Source organism: Flavobacterium sp. YO12 (assembly GCF_004119495.1).
Lineage (GTDB): Bacteria > Bacteroidota > Bacteroidia > Flavobacteriales > Flavobacteriaceae > Flavobacterium.
The window spans coordinates 26934-46515 of the sequence record NZ_NRQU01000022.1 but is presented as its reverse complement, the minus strand read 5'-3'; the positions used below and the strand labels follow the sequence as shown (position 1 = coordinate 46515).

Sequence of the window (19582 nt, the reverse complement as noted above, 5' to 3'; positions counted from 1 at the left end):
ATTCATTATTATTTTAAGTTAATATATTTTTAGATTATAAATTTTCTTTGATAAAGTTAGTCATTTTATTATAAAGCTGAATTCTGGTTTTCCCGCCATAAATACCATGGTTTTTGTCAGGATAAATCTGAGAATCAAACTGTTTATTTGCTTGAATTAACGCTTCCATCATTTGCATTGAATTTTGAACATGAACGTTGTCATCAGCAGATCCGTGAATCAATAAAAACTTCCCTTTTAATTTATCAACGTGGTTTATTGGAGAGTTTTGATCGTACCCGCTCGCATTTTCCTGTGGAGTCTGCATGTATCTTTCTGTGTAAACGCTGTCATAAAATCTCCAGTTTGTAACCGGTGCAACAGCAATTGCCATTTTAAACACATCATTTCCTTGAAAAATACAGTTCGAAGCCATAAATCCGCCATAGCTCCATCCGAAGATTCCAATTCTTGAAGCATCAACATAAGGATAAGCTCCAATTACTTTTGCAGCATCTATTTGATCTTCAACTTCGTATTTTCCTAATTCTTTTTGAGTCACTTTTTTGAAATCGGCACCTTTAAAACCAGTTCCTCTACCATCAACACAAGCTACAATGTATCCTTGTTGTGTTAAAGAAGCAAACCAATAATCATCAGAGTTGTTCCAGTCGTTATTTACTTGCTGCGATCCTGGACCAGAATACTGATACATGAAAACAGGATATTTTTTTGAAGCATCAAAATCTTTTGGCTTCATGATCCATGCATTCAATTCGTTTCCTTTAGCTGTTTTTAAAACAAAAAACTCTTTTGCAGGAAGATTATATGCCTTCAATTTATCTGCAAGCGCTTGATTGTTTTCTATTACTTGAATTTCCTTTCCAGCTTTAGCCTCATTTAAAGTATAAGTTGTTGGTTGAGAAGCGCTAGAATAAGTATTAATAAAAAATTGGAAATTAGGACTAAATGTCGCTGCACTTGTTCCAACTTTAGAAGTTAAACGAGTTTTGCTTTTTCCATCTAAACCAGTTCTGTAAACATCTCTATTGATAGAACCATTTTCTGTAGATTGGTAGAAAATAGTTTTTGTTTTTTCGTCGAAACCGTAGTATGAAACTACTTCCCAGTTTCCTTTTGTAACCTGATTTTTAAGTTTTCCAGTTCTATCATAAAGATAGATATGATTGAAACCGTCTTTTTCGCTTGTCCAGATAAAACTATTATCTTTTAGGAATGTTAAGTTATCCGTAACATCTACATAAGCTTTATCTTTTTCATTTAAAACCACTTTTGCGGCAGCAGTCGTTCCGTCAACAAATAACAAATCAAGATTACTTTGATGACGATTTAAAACTTGAGCTGACAAAGTATTATTATCATTTGTCCACTGCAATCTTGCAATATAAAAGTCATTGTAATTTCCTAAATCAACTTTTTTAGAAGTATTTCCCGCAGCATCATAAATATGTAATGAAACTACTGAATTTTTTTCTCCAGCTTTAGGATATTTAAACGTTTCAATCGTTGGATATAAATCTTTGTGAAAAATCGACATCGAAAACTCAGGAACCTGACTTTCGTCAAAACGAATATAAGCTATTTTTTTACTGTCTTTACTCCAATCAAAAGCACGTACGAAAGCAAATTCTTCTTCATAAACCCAGTCAGTAATACCATTTATAATTGCATTTTTCTTTCCATCGGTAGTTACTGCAGTAGATTTTTTTGACGCTAAGTCGTAAACGTATAAATTATTTTCTTTTGCATAAGCAATCTTAGTTCCATCAGGAGAAAAAGTTGGCTCTTGAATTTGAAAATCGACAAGTTTTGTTAGTGATTTAGAAGCAATATCATATAAAAAATAATCTGCTGTAAAAGAGTGACGGAAGATTTTTTTAGAATTGCAGGCAATTAAAATCTTTTTTTCTGAAGCATCGAAAGTATAACTGTCAATTCCGTCTGAAAGTGCTTTATGGTTTTTAGTATCTATTAAGTTTGATACTTTTTTTAGAGTTGCAAAGTCATATAAATCGATCTGCATACTCCTGCTGGCTTGGTCAACATTTAAAACCGTATATTGGTTTGTGTTTTTTAAAGATTGCAATGCATCCATTCCTTTTGCCCGAAATGCCCCGCCGTAGATGTTTTCAACCGTTATCTTTTGCTGCCCAAAAACTGTCGCAACTATTAACAAAAGCACAACAGTAATTTTACTTGTATTCATCAGAATTATTTTAAATATAAAAAGAGCCCAATTTTAGTAAAAAAAATAAACATAATACACATTTTAAGTGTTAAATGTTAAAAAAAATAACGATTGCGTATTTTCAAGTTTGAAATACATTGCAAACAAAACTCTTAAAATAGTATCTTTGCCGCAACAATATTATTTAATATACTGAGAATGAACAACGCTGTTGCCGGATTTTCTAAATTATCCAAAAAGGAAAAAATAAACTGGATTGCAAACGAATATTTTTCAACGCCTGGAGAGGCCTTAAATATTATAAGAAATTACTGGAATTCAGACGAAAAGCTCCAACAATTGCATGACGAATTTATCGAAAACACGATTTCAAATTTATATATTCCACTTGGAGTTGCTCCGAACTTTTTGATAAACGGAAAATACAAAACCATCCCAATGGCAATTGAAGAAAGTTCAGTTGTTGCTGCAGCATCAAAAGCCGCGAAGTTCTGGTCGACACGTGGAGGTTTTAAAACAACAATTATTGATACTGAAAAAATAGGTCAGGTTCATTTTACCTATAATGGAGATGTTGAAAAACTTCAAACTTTCTTTCAAGAAATAAAATCAAAATTCTTCTCTGACACACAAAGCATTACAAAAAATATGCAGCAGCGTGGCGGAGGAATATTAGATATCCAGTTAAAGGACAAAAGAAGTTTACTTGAAAATTATTTTCAACTTCACGCCACTTTCGAAACAAAAGACAGTATGGGCGCAAATTTCATAAACTCTTGTTTAGAACAATTTGCATCAACTTTAAAAGAAGAATTTCAAGATTCTGATTTATTTTCTGATGAAGAAAGTTTGAAAGTAATAATGAGCATTTTATCTAATTATGTTCCAAATTGTATTGTAAGAGCCGAAGTTTCGTGCCCTATTCAAGATCTAGCCGAAAAACACATCCAAAATCCGTTGGAATTTGCAGAACGTTTTGTTCAAGCTGTTCAAATTGCCGAAGTAGAACCTTTTAGAGCAGTCACACACAACAAAGGAATTATGAATGGCGTAGACGCTGTAGTTTTAGCGACTGGAAATGACTTTAGAGCTATTGAAGCAGGAGTTCATGCTTATGCATCAAAAAACGAGCAGTATTCAAGTTTATCGCATGCTAAAATTGAAAACGGAATTTTTACTTTCTGGCTAGAAATACCTTTGGCTTTAGGAACCGTAGGAGGTCTAACTTCGCTGCATCCTTTGGTAAAATTGTGTTTAGAAATTCTTCAAAAACCTTCAGCGAGAGAATTAATGGAAATTACTGCTGTTGCCGGTTTAGCGCAAAATTTCGCTGCATTGCGTTCTTTAACTACAACTGGAATTCAGGAAGGACACATGAAAATGCACCTGAACAACATCATCAATCAATTTGAAGCTACAAGCGAAGAACGTCATTTAATCAAATCACATTTCAAGAAAACTGCCGTTTCTCATAGTGCTGTAGTTGAATTTATTGAAAACTTAAGAAAATAACCGAATTTAAAAATTCCAATATTTCAAGCTTTTAAGCAAATTCCAAATCCTAAAATTGAAATTTGGACTCAAGCGAAAGCGAACAGACGCAGCATTTTAAAATATTGGAATTTACATAATAAAGACAAAGTATGTCAACAACCTTTTACAGCAACGGAAAATTACTCATTTCTGGAGAATACTTAGTTCTAGATGGTGCGGATGCATTTGCACTGCCAACAAAATTTGGTCAAAATTTAGTTGTAGAAAATAGAGATAATAAAATTATTGAATGGAAAAGCTACGACTACGATCAAAAAATTTGGTTTGAAGACACTTTTACATTTGAGGAAATTATAACCAACGCTGATTCAGAAATCGAAACTGTAAGAACAACTTTAATTGATATTCTTCATGAGGCTTTTTTGTTAAACTCAGATTTCATCATGCAATCTAATGGGTACAAAATTAGCACGCATCTTACTTTTCAAAAAAATTGGGGATTAGGAACATCTTCTACCCTAATTAACAACATTGCTCAATGGACAAAAGTTAATGCTTTTACACTGCTTAAAAACAGTTTTGGAGGAAGTGGTTACGATATTGCCTGCGCTCAAAATAATACGCCGATTCTCTACAAAATAGAAAACAACAATGTAGAACCTGTTTCTTTTAAACCTGATTTTACAAAAAACATTTTCTTTGTTTATCTAAATAAAAAACAGAACAGCAAAGCAGCAATACATGCATATAACAGGCATAAAGACCAAAACCTAACTAAAAGCGTTGCTGAAAACAATAAAATCACTAAGGCAATTTTGAACGCTAAGACTTTAAAGGAGTTTGAATATGCATTAGAAAAACACGAAATCCACTTAAGTAATATTCTTGAAATTGAAACTATTAAAGAAGTTGCTTTTCCTGACTTTAATGGCACTATAAAAAGTCTTGGTGCTTGGGGAGGAGATTTTGTAATGGCTGTTTCTGAAGAAAATCCTAAAGCCTATTTTTCATCAAAAGGATACGAAACTATTCTTTCTTATGATGAAATGATTCTACAAGAATAGAGACAATTAACACAAACTAAATCAATTTGCTCTTCACATACTATGTGACGCTTTTTTAGATTCTGTTTTATTCTATTACACTAATTTGCTAAAGAGAGAACTCTCTTTTTGAAACGTTTTTTGATAAAAATCAAAACTATATTCTCTTTCTCCTTTTCCACATTTAAAATACTAGTAAACGAAAAAACCCGAAGTATCCAGTAGAACACTTCGGGTTTTATATTTTTAATTTAATTACTAAATATTAGTAGTTAAATTGTAATCTGTTATCTTCGATTTTAGCATTGTTTTTTAATGCTGGTAAAATTCTTCCTGCATCAGATGCACTTTGAGCTTTTACTTTAGCAATATACTCTGCATGATTTGGAAGAGCCGGAGCTTTAACTGTACTTATGTTTTTCACTACATAAACTCCAGTGTTTCCTTCAATTGGAGCAGAAATTTTATTAGCAGCTAAAGCAAATGCATTACCTACAACTTTAGGCTCTTGTCCAACTCCTCCAGGTAAAACTGGATTCTCTAAAGTAACATTAGCAGCTTGTTGTACAGCTACACCAGCACTTTTAGCGATAGCTTCGATACTTGAACCTGTCATTTTAGCTTTCAACATTTCAGCTTTTTTCTTGTTTTTCAAGATTGGCTCAACATAAGGTCTAGCCATAGTAACAGAAACTAAACCTGATTTGTTTTCGCTTTTGTATTGTGCAATTACGTGACCAATATTAGCTATTTCAAAACGTTTTACATCTCCTGTACTTGTTTCTTTGTCAAATGCCCATCTAATGATGTTTCTTTGATTTCCTAACGGACCAAATGCTTCATCCATTGCTTTTGCAGTAACCGGCGCAGCAACTTTTAAACCTAATTCTTTTGCTGTAGCAGCAAAATCTTTATTAGCAGCATCCATTTCAAATTTCGTTGCTAATGTAAATACTTTATCAGAAGTAACTTCAGATGGCTCAATTTTTTGAGCAATTGTAGCTAAACGAATACCGTCTTGTTTATCTGTAATTTTGATAATATGGAAACCGAATTGAGTTTCTACTAAACCAACTTTTCCAATTCCGTTATTGAATACAAAATCATTGAATGGTTTTACCATTTGACCTTGACCAAAATATCCTAAATCACCACCTTGTTGTGCAGATGAATCATCAGAGCTTGTAAAAGCAAGCATCATAAAACTATCTGGATTAGCTTGAACTTGAGCTAAAATTTCTTCAGCTTTCGCTTTTGCTTCTTCTTTTGTTCTTTTTTCTTTTGGACTTGGAGTTTGAGATCCTTCGTAACCAATTAAAATATGACTAGCTTTTGCATTAACACCAGCTTTAAAACCTAATGATTTAGAAATAGCATAATATCTTCCGTAAACATAAGGACCATAAATAGACCCCGCTGGTAAGCTGAATAATTTATCAGCATCTACTGCTGGAAGATTGTTTTTTGCAACATAAGTAGAATCGTAAGGAACATCAGAATTTGAGTTTACAAATTCAGCAATGTTTGTTGCATTTTTGAAACCTGGCAATGTATCGTTTTTACCAGTTTTTGCATTATACTCAACTCTTCCGTTTAATAAAGCTGTTAATTTAGCTTTAATTTCAGCTTCGTCTTCTTTTGAAGCTTTATCTTCAACTAAAACGTATTGAATTTCACGAGTAGCATCAGCTTTGAATTTTTTCTCGTTTTTCTTCATGTAAGCTACGATTTCATCATCAGAAATTTTCACTTCACTATCTTTTATAGACGAATATAAAGCAGCAGCATAAGCAAAGTTTACTTTGTTTGCTTCCATTTCATATTTCAACTTTCCTTCACTAGCAGTTGTGTAAAGTCCAGATTTTACTAAAGTATTGTAAATTTGAAATTTTGCGTTTAACTCAGCATCTTTTTCTTTTTCAGAAATAAATTGAGCCGCTTCAGGGTTTGCTTTAAAGTAGTCTTTAAATTTTACTACATCAAACATTCCTGCTGCATTCAAAAACATTGGGTTTTTACCAATATTTGGATCTGATTTTAAAACTTCAAGTAAGTGTTTTTCACCAACTCTCAATCCTAATTTATCAAACTGAGTTGATAATAATGCGATTGAAACCTCTTGATCCCAAACTCTATTTGCAGCTTCAGTGGAAGTAATTCCTTGACCACTTTTTTCAACATTACTAACTTTAACTCTAAAGTCTTCAAATGAAATATCTTTTCCATCGATGCTTCCTACATCTTTTGAACTTTGACCAAATGTTCCTCTAGTAAATAGATCTTGTATTATAAATGCAAATAATGCAAGTGCAATAACTCCTATCAATAAAGCGGAACGCTGTCTAATTTTTGCTAAAACTGCCATTTTTAATTATCGTTAATTTTATATTCAGTTTGCGAAAATACAATTATCTAGTTAATAACAATACAACTAGGGTTTTATTTTACACAATTTTTTTCAATTACTAAAAAAATCACTCTTTTATTGTCATTTTGACCAACTCGATTTTCTTGTTTGAAGCTTGTTCTATCACAAAATGATACTTGTCGATTACAATTTCATCTCCTTTTTGAGGGATTTCTTTGGTATGATTTACAATAAAACCTCCTAATGTTCCGTACGAATCTTCTTCGGGAATCATAAGTTTATAGGTTTCGTTTAAATACTCGACATCTAATCTTGTCGAAAACAAATATTTTCCTTCGCCCAATTCCTGCTCAATCAATTCTTCGTCTAAATCGTGCTCATCTTCTATTTCTCCAAAAAGCTCCTCGACAATATCTTCAATAGTAATAATACCAGAAGTCCCGCCATATTCATCAAGAACAACGGCTACATTTTTTCGCTTTTTTATCAAAATATTTAGTGCGTCCTTTATCAATATTGTTTCCGGAACGTACTCCACAGTCATCAAAACTGATTTTATTGTTTTTGGTTTTTTAAACAAATCAAATGAATGAACATAACCTACAATATCATCTAGAGAATTTTGACTTACGACAATTTTCGAGTATCCTGTTTCGATAAACAGCTCTTTTAGATCTTTGATGCTGTCAAACAAATCTATATCGACTATTTCTGTTCTCGGAGTCATAATATCACGTGCTTTTACACCTGAAAATTCTAACGCATTTTGAAAAATTTGGATCTCAGAGTCGACTTCTTCATCATCTTCTACTGAACTCATTTGTTCTGTGATATAATTACCCAGTTCAACTTTACTAAAATACAATTGAACTTGATCTCCTTCTGTTTTAAAAAATTTCCTTAAAACAAAGTCAGAAATCCAGATAAAGAAGGTCGACAAATAATAAAACAATCGATAAAAAAAGTAGGCTGGAACAGCAAAAACTTTAATTAATGTATTGGCATAAATTTGAAAAAAAACTTTTGGAAGAAATTCTGCTGTAATTAAAACTACAAAAGTCGAAATTAAAGTTTGAAGCAAAACTGTTGAAAGAGCCGAAAATTGAAAACCAAAACCAACAATACAGCCAATAATTAAATCTCCCATATAGAAGCCATAAATTACTAATGCTATATTGTTGCCAATAAGCATCGAAGCAATAAACTTTGATGGATTTTCTGTAAGTTTTGTTAGAATTTGCGACAAGAAATTATCTTGTTTTTTCTCAATACCAAGATAAATTTTGTTTGAGGAAATAAAAGCTATTTCCATTCCAGAGAAAAAGGCTGATAGTATTAAACATAATATTATAATACTAATTTCCATTTTTATTGTTTTTTGTTACGATCGTCAAATTTCTTGACAAATCTTCTTCTAAAGAAAAACATAAACACCGCCATTCCGGCAATAATTAAACTCATTGGATAACTTTCGTTTCCTTCGTTTAATTTTGTCACACCGTCATAAATAAAAAAAACGGCAAAAAGGATGTAAACGTATTGTGTATATTTTAAATAACCCATAATTATATTTATTCATTTGATTCAATTTCGCCGCTTATTCGCTGCGAATTAATCACTTTAAAATCTTTACTAAAATCAATTCCCTGCCCATAAGAAACTCCCTTTGCATCTGTAAGTTTGAATTTCCTTTCTGTATAAAACCATTCATTTTTCTGGTCAAAATACAGCTGCTCGGTTTCTAAAACCTGACCTTCTTCAGATGTTATTCGCACTTTTCCCTGTAAATCAATTATACTGGTAAATTTATAGGAAACAGCATAATTTGACTTTATAAAAGTACGCTTTTGTTTCTTATCATATAAAGTAACATCTATTCCTTTTGGAAATTCTGTAAACGGAAAATCAAGGTTAGAATAATCTAACATTTTTGAACTTATCAAAACTCCTGTTATGCGTCCTGAGTCAGTATATTTAATATTTACCGTATCAGCATCACTTGCCGGAACAAACTCTGAGAAGTTAATTTTTTGAACTTCTTTAAAATTGCTTTCGCAGCCAAAAAAAAGTGTTACGACAGCAAATACAACAACAGGAACAATATATTTTTTTGGTAAAATCATTTGCCAAATGTAGTAAATTGTAATGAGCTTAAAAAAACATTAGGTTATGCTTAATTAAATTTACTCTTCACAAACCATTTATCATTAAATGAGAAACTCGCACTGAAGTTAACATAGTTTTCTTGAATCAATCCCGCTGACGTTGTTCCTCTTTTACCAAATTCAACTCCAATATTTACATTTGAAAAATATCCCGGAATTGGAATTCCAGCACCTAAAGTCATCCCAATATCATTTATTGACTCATTATTAACTATTAAACCTAATTTTTCATATTTCAATCCGGCACGGTAAGTAATTCTGCTCAAGTAACTTGTGAATGAAGTATAGTTTGGAATAAAATAACCCCCAACAGCATATTTAGCATATTTTTCGTAACGAACTTTTGGGTTTGCGTTGTAATAATTTGCAAATTCTCCGTTTCCTTGAAAAGCCATTGTAGTACCTACTAACCATTTTCTGGCTTCACCAATACCTGCACCAATAGTTAGCTTGTTTGGCAATTTTAAATCTTCTGCATCTGGATTATAAACATAAGGATCTGGATCACCGCTTACTGTAATTTCTCTAGTATTATTAGATCTTAATGTACTTGCAAATGTGTAATTCAAACTCGTAAACAACGAAACTTTTTTATAAATCTTTGTCTGATACATGGTACCAATATTAAAATTCACACCAGATAATTCAGAAGTATTTAACTCTGTAGTTGAATTTTGCACACCTGATATAGCTTCTACGCTTGTTGTTTTGATGGTTCCGAAATTATACTGCATATCAGCACCAATATTCCAATTTCGTCTAATTTTATACCCTAAACCAAAATAAGCTTTATTTACACCTCCTTTACCGCTAAGCTGAGTACTTGTTGCTCCAGGAGTGGCTGTATTGTCATTTAAAATTTTATATCCAACTGATGATAACGGAACTAAACCAAATGAAGCTCCAAATTTTCCCATTGGAATTCCAATCGCCAAATAATCAAAAGTGGCTCTTTGTGCTTTTGCCGATTCTGTATCTGTTTTTAGAGTAGAAGTTCCAAACGATCCCCCAACTGTAAATGTTGTTTGCAGCAAACTCGCATAACTCGCAGGATTTTCAATATTCAAGTGAATACTATCCTGTTCAACTGCAACTCCTGCCATAGACCTAAATTCCTGAGTTCCTTTAAATCTAGTATCACCAATTCCATAAAAAGAATATGGAGAAGCAGTACCTTGTTGAGCGAATGAAACGAACGATATAAGCAAACAAGCGCTTATTATAATTTTTTTAATCATTGTTGATTTTATATTGAAATGTTTGGTTCAAACTCTCCAAAAGGAAATTTGAATTGGCAAATATGGTATTTTTTAATCGTTTAGCCAAAAATTCTGCATCTCCTCCCGTTAAAATTATTATAAAATTTGAAAAGTTTCGGCGATATTCATCGATAAAACCATCAATCTCATAGACGAAGCCGTTCACAACTCCTGAATGAATCGCCTGCATTGTGGTGTTTCCTATATATTGATCTGGTTCTTCGAAACTCAGCAAAGGCAGTCTGGCTGTATAATTATGCAAAGATTCGTAACGAAGACGAAGTCCTGGAGAAATCGCTCCGCCCAAATAATTATCATTTTCGTCGATGAAATCGTAGGTTATGCAAGTGCCGGCATCAACCACTAATCTGTTTTGTTTAGGAAACTGCAAAGTTGCTCCTGCTGCCAAAATCATCCTATCTATTCCTAAAGTTTTTGGTGTTGCATATTTATTATAGAAAGGAAATTTATCTTCGTGAGTAAAAAAATGAACCTTTAACTGCTTTTCAAAAATCAAAAAGGATTGTTTTTCGACATTGCCTACTGAGGCAACTACTAAATCTGAGCATTTTTGATAGCTACCTAAAATTTTTTTAATTTTTTTTTCGAGCTCATTTTTCTCAAAAACAAAACTCTCCAAAACAGCAGTTCCCTCAAAAACAGCTGCTTTAATTCGAGTATTTCCAACATCAACAGTTAAAATCATATTTCCTTTTTGTTTCTGCGAAGATACGAATTGATTTTTTTTTTAAAATGTTTTGGATAAACGAAAAATGATTCTATCTTTGCACCCGCAATGTGCACAGCACGGTACCTTAGCTCAGATGGTAGAGCAATGGACTGAAAATCCATGTGTCCCTGGTTCGATCCCTGGAGGTACCACGAAACCCACTCAATGAGTGGGTTTTTTGTTTTTAATCCTTTTCTGTTTTTTTTTAAGCAAAAGCACTACAGACATAAAAAACTAAGATTTAAGAATCCTTACGTTTTTTCATTGCCTTTTTTAGCGTTATACTTTTATAATAATTTCGATCCATTATACTAAAAATTTCCTTAATCAAATTGATGTTCGTATCTGACGTTTCTATTTCATATAGATTAGTCATTGGAGAATAATACTGAGCCTTTACTTCATTATTATATCTTACAATCAATACATATAAAGTACTATGACCATGATCTTTTAGACATCGTTGATAGTAACTCTCTTTTTCTAAAATTTCTGAAATAAACTTCATCTTTTTTTTATCCGCTGTAGAAAAATCAACTTTCTTGACAAACTCTTTTGTTCTTATTGAAGCATTAAAGTCTTCATCAAAATCAACTGTGAAAAAATTATTACTTCCGCTTCCTTCTTGCCATCTATAAAGTAAGACTCCATTTTTTATTTTCGCAAAATTTGCAAATTGACTTTTATAAAAGATAGAATCTTTCATAAAATTAAGATACTCCCACTGAAGAGTTTCCGAAGGCGTTAAGACTGCTTGGCATTTCTTTTCATTAGAAACTTTTCTTTCCTGACTTTGGCAAACCGCAAAAATCAAACAGAGAAATAACCCAAAAATCTTCTTCATATAATAAGTATGATAAAAAAAATACACTTCAAATATAAATACATTTCCCTATCTTTAAACTGAACGAAATTACATTAACACTAAATGTCAACAAATAATTATTTTTTGTTAAAAAAGTATTAAGTGAATAAAAAAATATCTTCTATATTCGTAAAACTATAATTTTATCTTTCATTTATTAATAAGATTTCAAAGCAGTTTTATGAGCAAAACTTCTACTAAAGGCATTTGGAAAGTAATTTCTGCCTCTTCCATGGGAACAATGATTGAATGGTATGACTTTTACATTTTCGGAAGTTTAGCCGTTGTAATTTCAACTAAATTTTTCCCAAGCGATAATCCTACTGCAGCATTTTTATCGACTTTAGCCACTTTTGCTGCGGGATTTGTTGTTCGCCCTTTTGGGGCTTTGTTTTTTGGCAGACTTGGTGACATTATTGGTCGAAAATATACTTTCATGGCTACTTTATTATTAATGGGCGGTTCTACCTTTTTAATAGGCTGTATTCCGAGTTATGAAACAATTGGCTTTCTAGCTCCTTTATTAGTTTTAATTTTGCGTTTACTGCAAGGATTAGCACTTGGAGGAGAATATGGCGGCGCAGCTACTTATGTTGCAGAACATGCGCCGGCAAATCAAAAAGGATATTGGACTTCCTGGATTCAAACAACTGCAACTGTTGGTTTGTTCATTTCATTAATGGTAATTCTAGCCACTAAAAATGTACTTTCGAGCGAGGCTTTTGATTCATGGGGATGGCGCGTTCCTTTTTGGGTTTCTATTGCAATGGTTGGTGTTTCTTATTTAATTAGAAAAAACATGGACGAATCTCCCGTTTTTGCTAAAGCTAAAAAAGAAGGAACAACAAGCGCGAATCCGTTAAAAGAAAGTTTTGGGAATCGATACAATTTAAAATTTGTTTTGCTGGCATTATTTGGTGCGACAATGGGACAAGGTGTTGTTTGGTATACTGGGCAGTTCTATGCTATGAGTTTCATGAAAACGGTTATGAACATAGATTCATCACAAGTGGATGGATTATTGGGAATTGCTTTATTAATAGGAACACCATTTTTTATTGTCTTTGGATGGTTGAGTGACAAAGTTGGGAGAAAATACATTATGATGGCGGGAATGCTTTTGGCCATTTTATTCTACAGACCAATTTACAAAATGATGTACAGCACTACCGATGTAAGTTATAAAACCGAAATCACAGAAAAAACAACAGAAAACACCGAAACAACAGCCGAGAACAATACCATAACAACGATTTCTAAAACGTATACAGACGGAACCACTTATATTGAAAAGAAAACTGATTTTGCTGATAAAAAAGAATCTCAAAGCAGTATTTCGATCAATATCAATTCAAGCGACGAATGGACTTTGATTTTTCTGGTTTTCATTCAGGTTTTATTTGTCACTATGGTTTACGGTCCAATTGCTGCCTTTTTAGTTGAAATGTTCCCTACTAAAATTAGATACACTTCGATGTCTCTTCCTTACCATGTAGGAAACGGCATTTTTGGAGGTCTGCTTCCTGCAATTTCAACTTATTTTGTAACTCATTCAAAAGCGGCAGGAAAAAGTGATTTTTATCTCGACGGACTTTGGTATCCAATTATCATTGCTTCTATATGCTTTGTAATTGGAATGATTTATATTGACAACAAAAACAAAACTAACCACCTTTAATAAACCACTATTATGAATGCGATTAAACAAATTTTAGGTGTTTTATGGATTGTACTTTCCATTGCTGCCGCCTATTTCTGTGTGTTTGAATTTGGCTTGCCCAAATTGCTCTCAGACAAACAAGACGATTTGGTCTTTGGCATTATTATTCTTTTTATTCTTACGCCGCTAATTGTTTTAGGTCTTGGCACATTTGGCTACTTTGCTTTAATTGGAGAGTACAACGATAAAAAGAAAGCATAATAATCATCTATAAAAAAAGGGCCTTCTATTACTAGAAAAGCCCTTTTCACTACTAACCAAACCAAAACTTACTATTGTTTTAATTGAGTTCAAACGCATTGTAAAAAATCAACTAAACACTATTTTTTTATAAATTTCATTACCTGAGTTTTCTTATTCTCATCTATTGCTTTTACAATGTACAATCCCGCCTCTAAATCACTTACTTCGTACTGAAAATCTGTTTTCCCGTTTACATTAAAGCTTTTTACTAATTGTCCTGATATATTATAAACCTGCACTTTTGCCGTCGATATGTTTAATGTAAAATAATCTGAAACTGGATTTGGATATAAATTGACTGTTGCTCCTTTTTCGAAATCGGCTATAGCTAAATTCGCAACTTTATTTCCATAAATTCTAAATTCTCCAGCGGGAATATTTATTAAAGCATTAACATCAGAAACATTTATTGTGGTGTTATCCATTAAATTATACCATGTTCCAGTATATTGAAAACCTGTTGGTAGATTTTGCGCTGTCACATCAAAATTCGCCAAAATCAATACGTCTTTTAACTGAGTAGCCGCCAAAGCGCTGTTTGTAATTTTTATGTTGACCGAAAGTGAATTAGCACTTGCAACTGTTGCAGTTCCTAAAAATACAGGCTCCGTTATTTTAAGATTAATTATTTTTGCCCAGTCGTAATAAATTTTATTTCGATTGGTATTTCCTAACCAATTATTTGCCCATTGAGGCTGTGGTTTTGTATCTAATTTACAATCGCCAGAAGCGGCATCTGTATCTGTATTTACTGTACTATTACTGCAGGTAAAAATTGAGCTGTCCCAGCCTAACTCTCCAAAATGCCAAATCATTTTTGGCCCTGGAATCAATAAGGAAATGGCTCCAATTGCAGACATTCTTGATAAGGCTGTGTTTAACGTTTTTACATCATAAGTACCGCCCGAAGCTCCATATTGTAAATTTCTATACATTAAACGTTCTTCATCATGGCTTTCTGCATATCCCATTAATCTGTTTGCTGTAAAACCACGGCTTGAACTTGTCATTCTTGAAATATTACTATTTGATGCATATCCCATTGCCAATTGACTGTATTGATCTGTCATTTTTCCCCACATCATCACGCCTTTACTAACGGGATCATTTACTCTATAATTTGCCCATTCTTTTTCCTCTGTATCAGATCCTAAATGCTCAAAAATTGTATAATGAGTAGGATCTAAACTCCAAGAATAATCGGCATATTTCTTTAGTATATCAACTCTATCCTGCTGATAATTATTAGTACAACTTTCGTCTGATGTTGTACAGGCTTGCGTAAATCCTTTGGTTAAATCCCAACGAAAACCATCAATTTTATATTCTTCGATCCATTGTTTAATGACACGCTCTACATAATATTGTGTTTTTGCAGATTGATGATTAAAATCTTCTCCTACACTAAAAGTATGTTTTGCAACGGTATTAAAATACGGATTTTCAGTCGTAGGCGAACCAAAACCATCTCCATCAGGATCGTTCATCCACATTCTCACCATCGGATTACGTCCAAAGGCATGATTTAAAGCTACATCTAGAATTACAGCAATTCCGTTTTGATGACATAAATCGATAAGTTCTTTTAATTTATCTGAGGTGCCATAGAATTTATCTAAAGCCATATGAAACGAAGTATTATACCCCCAACTTTCATTGCCTTCAAATTCCATTATCGGCATCAATTCTATTGCATTTATTTTAAGCGTTTTAAAATAATCAATCTTATCAATTAAGCTTTGATAGCTTCGAGCGGCGTCAAAATCGCGAACTAACACTTCGTAAACAACTAACTTGTCTTTTTCTGGTTTTGTAAAATTAGTAACCTGCCAATTGTAAGGTGTCTGCCCTGTTTTAAGTACCGTAACTTCAAAACTCTGTCCTTCTGGATAAACGGGCATATTTGGATAAGAAGCTGCAGGAATTGAAGAATCATCATACGGTGACAATACTAAAGTTGAGTAAGGATCAGCCGTTTTTACCATTGAAGGTGAATTGGCTAAAGGAGTTTTATCAACAACCCAATATTGATACGTATTATTTTGTCCTGAAACCAATCCTGTCAATTCTAACCAAAATTTACCTGAAACAGGATCTTTTTTCATGGCATACGCTGATGTGGGCTGCCAGTTGTTAAAACTTCCTGCAACGTAAACAAAATCTTTTAAAGGAGCATCTAATACCAAAGTTGCTTTTGTAACATCAGCATTGTAATTAATTCCATCTGCCAAACCTGCAGGCATAGCTTCAGAAACGGTATTAGGATCAACAATCGCAGTAAATTTTTTAACTAACGTTGTTGATGCCTGAGTAACACTCAATTCATAACTTTGATTGCTCGTAATGTTTGCATGATTAAACGAATAACTAGATGAACTAGAATTAGAATTTATTACTACTCCATTTGATTTTAATGTATAACTCGCTGTTCCATTTGTATTTGTCGCTGCAATATTTAAACTTCCTCCATTTGCAACAACGGTATTACTGTTCTCTACAGGAGAAGTCAATGTTACCTGAAAGGAACCAACCTCAACTAAAATATCTTGTGACTGTTTAGATCCAGTACCATCCTTAGCTTTAACCAGGAAACCAAATTTTCCGATTCCGTTTCTATTAAAATAGGCAGACGGCGTAAATGTTTTTGTATAAGTATCTGTTCCTGCATTATAAGTAAATTTACCAGCTTCGGCCGAAGCGGTCCAAGATCCATTAGAAGGCGAATCTTGTTGATTCGCATCATTTACATCGTAAGACCATGACCAAAGATATAGTGCATTTCCTGTTACTGACCAAGCTGATTCATTTACACTATTTCCATTTATTGTAATTGTAATAGAGGTCGTATCTTCAAAAGTCGGCGGATTTATGGAATAGGTTATAGTTTGCACCTGTCCAAAAATTACCGTAGATAACAATAGAAAAATTAATAGTAAAGTTTTTTTCATATTTGCGGTTAATGGTTAGTTAGATTAAAAAAGGGCTACCTTTTACAGATAGCCCTTTAATTATTCATGCTAGAACTAATCTACTGTTATAGTTTTTGCACCATTGTCAATTGTCAAAGTTCTTAGTCCAGTTGGTCCAGTGTATTTAAAGTTGCTGTCACCATCACCAGCATTTACTAATTCTGAATCTATTGTATAACCTAATCCAGAATAGTAAGGGAAGTTACGGCTGTTACTAGCGCCCCAGTTTCCACCACTTGTAAAGTCATTTGATAAAAACTCTCTAAATGCTTCTCCGCTTTTAAGAACAACTTTTACTTGGTAAACATTTGTTTTCCCAACTACTAAAGGGAATTCTGTTTCAGCATCACCATCCCATGACCATCCACCTGGAGTAGCTGCTCCAACTAACCAATGTGAACTTGCCAACGGCACGTGATATGGAGTCGCTTTAATAGTATAGAAATTAGAATATTGCGCTTCTGCACCAGTACCAACCGTAGATTTAATACGGATATCAACATTATTTTCCTCTTTTTCAACAAAACCTCCATTAACTAAAGCAGAGTTTAATTCGGCTACTGTTAAAGCTTTAAAACGAGCTGTAGTTGTAGTTACTGCAATAGGAGCCGCAAATTTAGTTCCTGCTTTTGCAATTTCGATCGTATAATTTACAACCGTTGCAGTACCATCATACTTAGCGTCATTCCATATTACAGTTGTTGCAATTTCTTTTTCTTTTTCCTTTGTAAGAACAATATTAAAATCGTTCTGAGGGCTTAATAAAACTGGAGCCGTAACTGGCTGTATTACTGGTCTGTTTTCTACATCATCTGAATTACATGACACCGCTAAAACACCAATGAATGCGATTAAAATTTTATGTATATTTTTCATTTTATTTATTTTTTATAAGGTTAGTTAGTATCCTGGATTTTGTTTTAAAGTTGGGTTCGCCTGAATAGTTCGAGACGGAATAGGCATTAGATCTCTAAATGAATCTGTTCCGCTTCCATTTTTAACGCCGCCTTTCCACTGCCAGATTTTAGATGCTCCTGTAAATTTTCCAAAACGAATCAAATCTGTTCTTCTGTGACATTCCCAAAACAATTCTCTTGCTCTCTCATCTAGAAGAAAGTCCAGAGTTAAATCAGAAGTTGTAATAACCCCTGCTTTTGCTCTAACTCTAATTTTATTTACATATTCTAAAGCTTTTGCAGTATTACCTGTTGATGCTCCTCTAAGTGTTGCCTCAGCATACATTAAATACACATCTGACAATCTGTACATTGGAAAATCTGTATCTGGCATATCATTTCTTTGCGCAGCAGTACCATCAGAATTTACATTGATAAATTTTGTAACTGCATATCCATTAGTAAATACTCCATAATCAGCAATATCTAGAGTTTGACCGTTAGTATAAAAAGTACCTCTTTGATCAGCAGTTGCAGTTGCGTCAGGAAACAATTTAACAAATTCTGGTCTTGCTCTTGTTCCAGACCAGCCTCCGTCCATACCTTGATTAGCTGATACCATACTTCCTCCGATAGACGCATGAATAATAAAACTCATACCACCCCCAATTGCTCTGATAGCATTACCATCTCCAACAATAGGAAAGATAAACTCTGTTTGAGCTCCATTTCTGTTATTGTCAGCAGAGAATAAATAACGATATGGTACATCTGCAAAACGGTAAGTAGAACCTGTAATTATTTCATTACATACAGTAGCTGCATCATTATTTCTTTCAGTTCCTGTATATACTTTAGAGTTTAAATAAATCTGTGCCAATAAAAATTTAGCTGCTATTTTATCTACTCTTCCATATTCATTAGCTCCAGAAGCTGCTAAAGTCTTATCCATATCTTTTAATTCAGCCTCTACAAAAGCGAAAACTTCAGCTCTTGTTTTTTGTTCTGGATAAAAGAAACCAACAGGATCATTCTCAGTAGTAATTGGCACATTACCAAACAAATCTATCAAATTAACATAAGAGAACGCTCTTAAAAAACGAGCCTCAGCTCTAAATTTTATAATTTCTGCTTTCAAATTAGCATCAACACCTCTTGCAGTTAATTTCTCCTCTGTAGTTTGTCTTAAAAACTCATTGGCAACACTGATTTCATAAAAAGCTCTCGAAAAAATTCCGTACAAGAACTGATTACTAGGGCTCCATTTTTGTCCATTTATCGCAGGTAAACCATCATCTGACCAAGCTATAATAGCTTCATCTGTTGGAAACTCCTGGGTAACAAACATCAATCGTAAATAACTGCTAAAATCACCACCAAGTCCTGAAATATCAGGAGAGGCGTCACCGTCATTTCCTCCTACATACAAACCTGCATATAATTTTGCCAATACTTGCTTATATGATGCCGGATCTTTAAAAAAGTCGTCAGAAAGAAACTCATCATCATCTGTTGGCTTCACGTCCAAATCTCCCGTACATGAAGTAAGCGTCATACTTAATCCTAATATGAATAGGAGAAAATAAGATATATATTTAAATGATATTTTCATTTTGTTTATTTTTAAAATTTTATTTTTCAA

General features: G+C 33.2%; 15 protein-coding genes and 1 tRNA gene. 5 read left to right on the top strand and 11 right to left on the bottom strand.

From position 1 onward, the window contains the following. Positions 1-34: 34 nt before the first annotated feature. Positions 35-2206: a S9 family peptidase gene (locus tag BOW55_RS09365; RefSeq protein ID WP_129023906.1), complete on the bottom strand. Its 2172-nt coding sequence runs from the start codon at positions 2204-2206 to the stop codon at positions 35-37. Between the two features lie 180 nt (positions 2207-2386). Between BOW55_RS09365 and BOW55_RS09360 the strand changes: the two genes are divergently transcribed. Together BOW55_RS09360 and BOW55_RS09355 are read left to right on the top strand one after the other, a co-directional pair. Further along, positions 2387-3700: a hydroxymethylglutaryl-CoA reductase, degradative gene (locus BOW55_RS09360; protein ID WP_129023905.1), complete on the top strand. Its 1314-nt coding sequence runs from the start codon at positions 2387-2389 to the stop codon at positions 3698-3700. A gap of 131 nt (positions 3701-3831) precedes the next feature. Continuing rightward, on the top strand, positions 3832-4746 hold the full coding sequence (locus BOW55_RS09355; protein ID WP_129023904.1) for a GYDIA family GHMP kinase: 915 nt from the start codon (positions 3832-3834) through the stop codon (positions 4744-4746). A 244-nt stretch (positions 4747-4990) separates the two neighbouring features. Here the strand turns inward: BOW55_RS09355 and BOW55_RS09350 are convergent, their stop codons facing one another. From BOW55_RS09350 to BOW55_RS09325, 6 genes are all read right to left on the bottom strand, one after another. Then, positions 4991-7090 (bottom strand): peptidylprolyl isomerase, encoded by a 2100-nt coding sequence (locus BOW55_RS09350; protein ID WP_129023903.1) that lies wholly within the window; start codon positions 7088-7090, stop codon positions 4991-4993. Between the two features lie 109 nt (positions 7091-7199). Beyond that, the gene (locus tag BOW55_RS09345; RefSeq protein WP_129023902.1) at positions 7200-8459 is read right to left on the bottom strand and encodes a hemolysin family protein; all 1260 of its coding nucleotides are present in this window, start codon (positions 8457-8459) and stop codon (positions 7200-7202) included. 2 nt (positions 8460-8461) lie between these two features. Beyond that, positions 8462-8656: a hypothetical protein gene (locus BOW55_RS09340; RefSeq protein ID WP_089052507.1), complete on the bottom strand. Its 195-nt coding sequence runs from the start codon at positions 8654-8656 to the stop codon at positions 8462-8464. An 8-nt stretch (positions 8657-8664) separates the two neighbouring features. Continuing rightward, positions 8665-9216, bottom strand: coding sequence for an LPS export ABC transporter periplasmic protein LptC (gene lptC, locus BOW55_RS09335; protein ID WP_129023901.1), 552 nt, complete (start codon positions 9214-9216; stop codon positions 8665-8667). Between the two features lie 50 nt (positions 9217-9266). Beyond that, positions 9267-10496 carry a hypothetical protein gene (locus BOW55_RS09330; protein WP_129023900.1) on the bottom strand — a complete coding sequence of 410 codons (1230 nt, stop codon included), beginning with the start codon at positions 10494-10496 and terminating at the stop codon, positions 9267-9269. Next, positions 10489-11223, bottom strand: a complete 735-nt coding sequence (locus BOW55_RS09325; protein ID WP_129023899.1) for a type III pantothenate kinase — start codon at positions 11221-11223, stop codon at positions 10489-10491. Before BOW55_RS09325 ends, BOW55_RS09330 begins: the two co-directional genes overlap by 8 nt. 103 nt (positions 11224-11326) lie before the next feature. Here BOW55_RS09325 and BOW55_RS09320 point away from each other — a divergent pair. Beyond that, a tRNA-Phe gene (locus BOW55_RS09320) sits at positions 11327-11399 on the top strand. 89 nt (positions 11400-11488) lie between these two features. On the opposite strand, the gene BOW55_RS09315 is transcribed toward BOW55_RS09320, so the two are convergent. Further along, the gene (locus tag BOW55_RS09315) at positions 11489-12091 is read right to left on the bottom strand and encodes a hypothetical protein (RefSeq protein WP_129023898.1); all 603 of its coding nucleotides are present in this window, start codon (positions 12089-12091) and stop codon (positions 11489-11491) included. Between the two features lie 202 nt (positions 12092-12293). Between BOW55_RS09315 and BOW55_RS09310 the strand changes: the two genes are divergently transcribed. Further along, positions 12294-13790: an MFS transporter gene (locus BOW55_RS09310; RefSeq protein WP_129023897.1), complete on the top strand. Its 1497-nt coding sequence runs from the start codon at positions 12294-12296 to the stop codon at positions 13788-13790. 12 nt (positions 13791-13802) lie between these two features. After that, the gene (locus BOW55_RS09305; RefSeq protein ID WP_089057386.1) at positions 13803-14033 is read left to right on the top strand and encodes a DUF6814 family protein; all 231 of its coding nucleotides are present in this window, start codon (positions 13803-13805) and stop codon (positions 14031-14033) included. A gap of 119 nt (positions 14034-14152) precedes the next feature. Here BOW55_RS09305 and BOW55_RS09300 read toward each other — a convergent pair whose 3' ends face one another. From BOW55_RS09300 to BOW55_RS09290, 3 genes are all read right to left on the bottom strand, one after another. Continuing rightward, on the bottom strand, positions 14153-17023 hold the full coding sequence (locus BOW55_RS09300; RefSeq protein WP_129023896.1) for an alpha-amylase family glycosyl hydrolase: 2871 nt from the start codon (positions 17021-17023) through the stop codon (positions 14153-14155). Positions 17024-17098: 75 nt separating this feature from the next. Next, positions 17099-17920: a SusE domain-containing protein gene (locus tag BOW55_RS09295; protein ID WP_129023895.1), complete on the bottom strand. Its 822-nt coding sequence runs from the start codon at positions 17918-17920 to the stop codon at positions 17099-17101. A gap of 24 nt (positions 17921-17944) precedes the next feature. Continuing rightward, the gene (locus BOW55_RS09290) at positions 17945-19552 is read right to left on the bottom strand and encodes a RagB/SusD family nutrient uptake outer membrane protein (RefSeq protein ID WP_129023894.1); all 1608 of its coding nucleotides are present in this window, start codon (positions 19550-19552) and stop codon (positions 17945-17947) included. Positions 19553-19582: the final 30 nt, after the last annotated feature.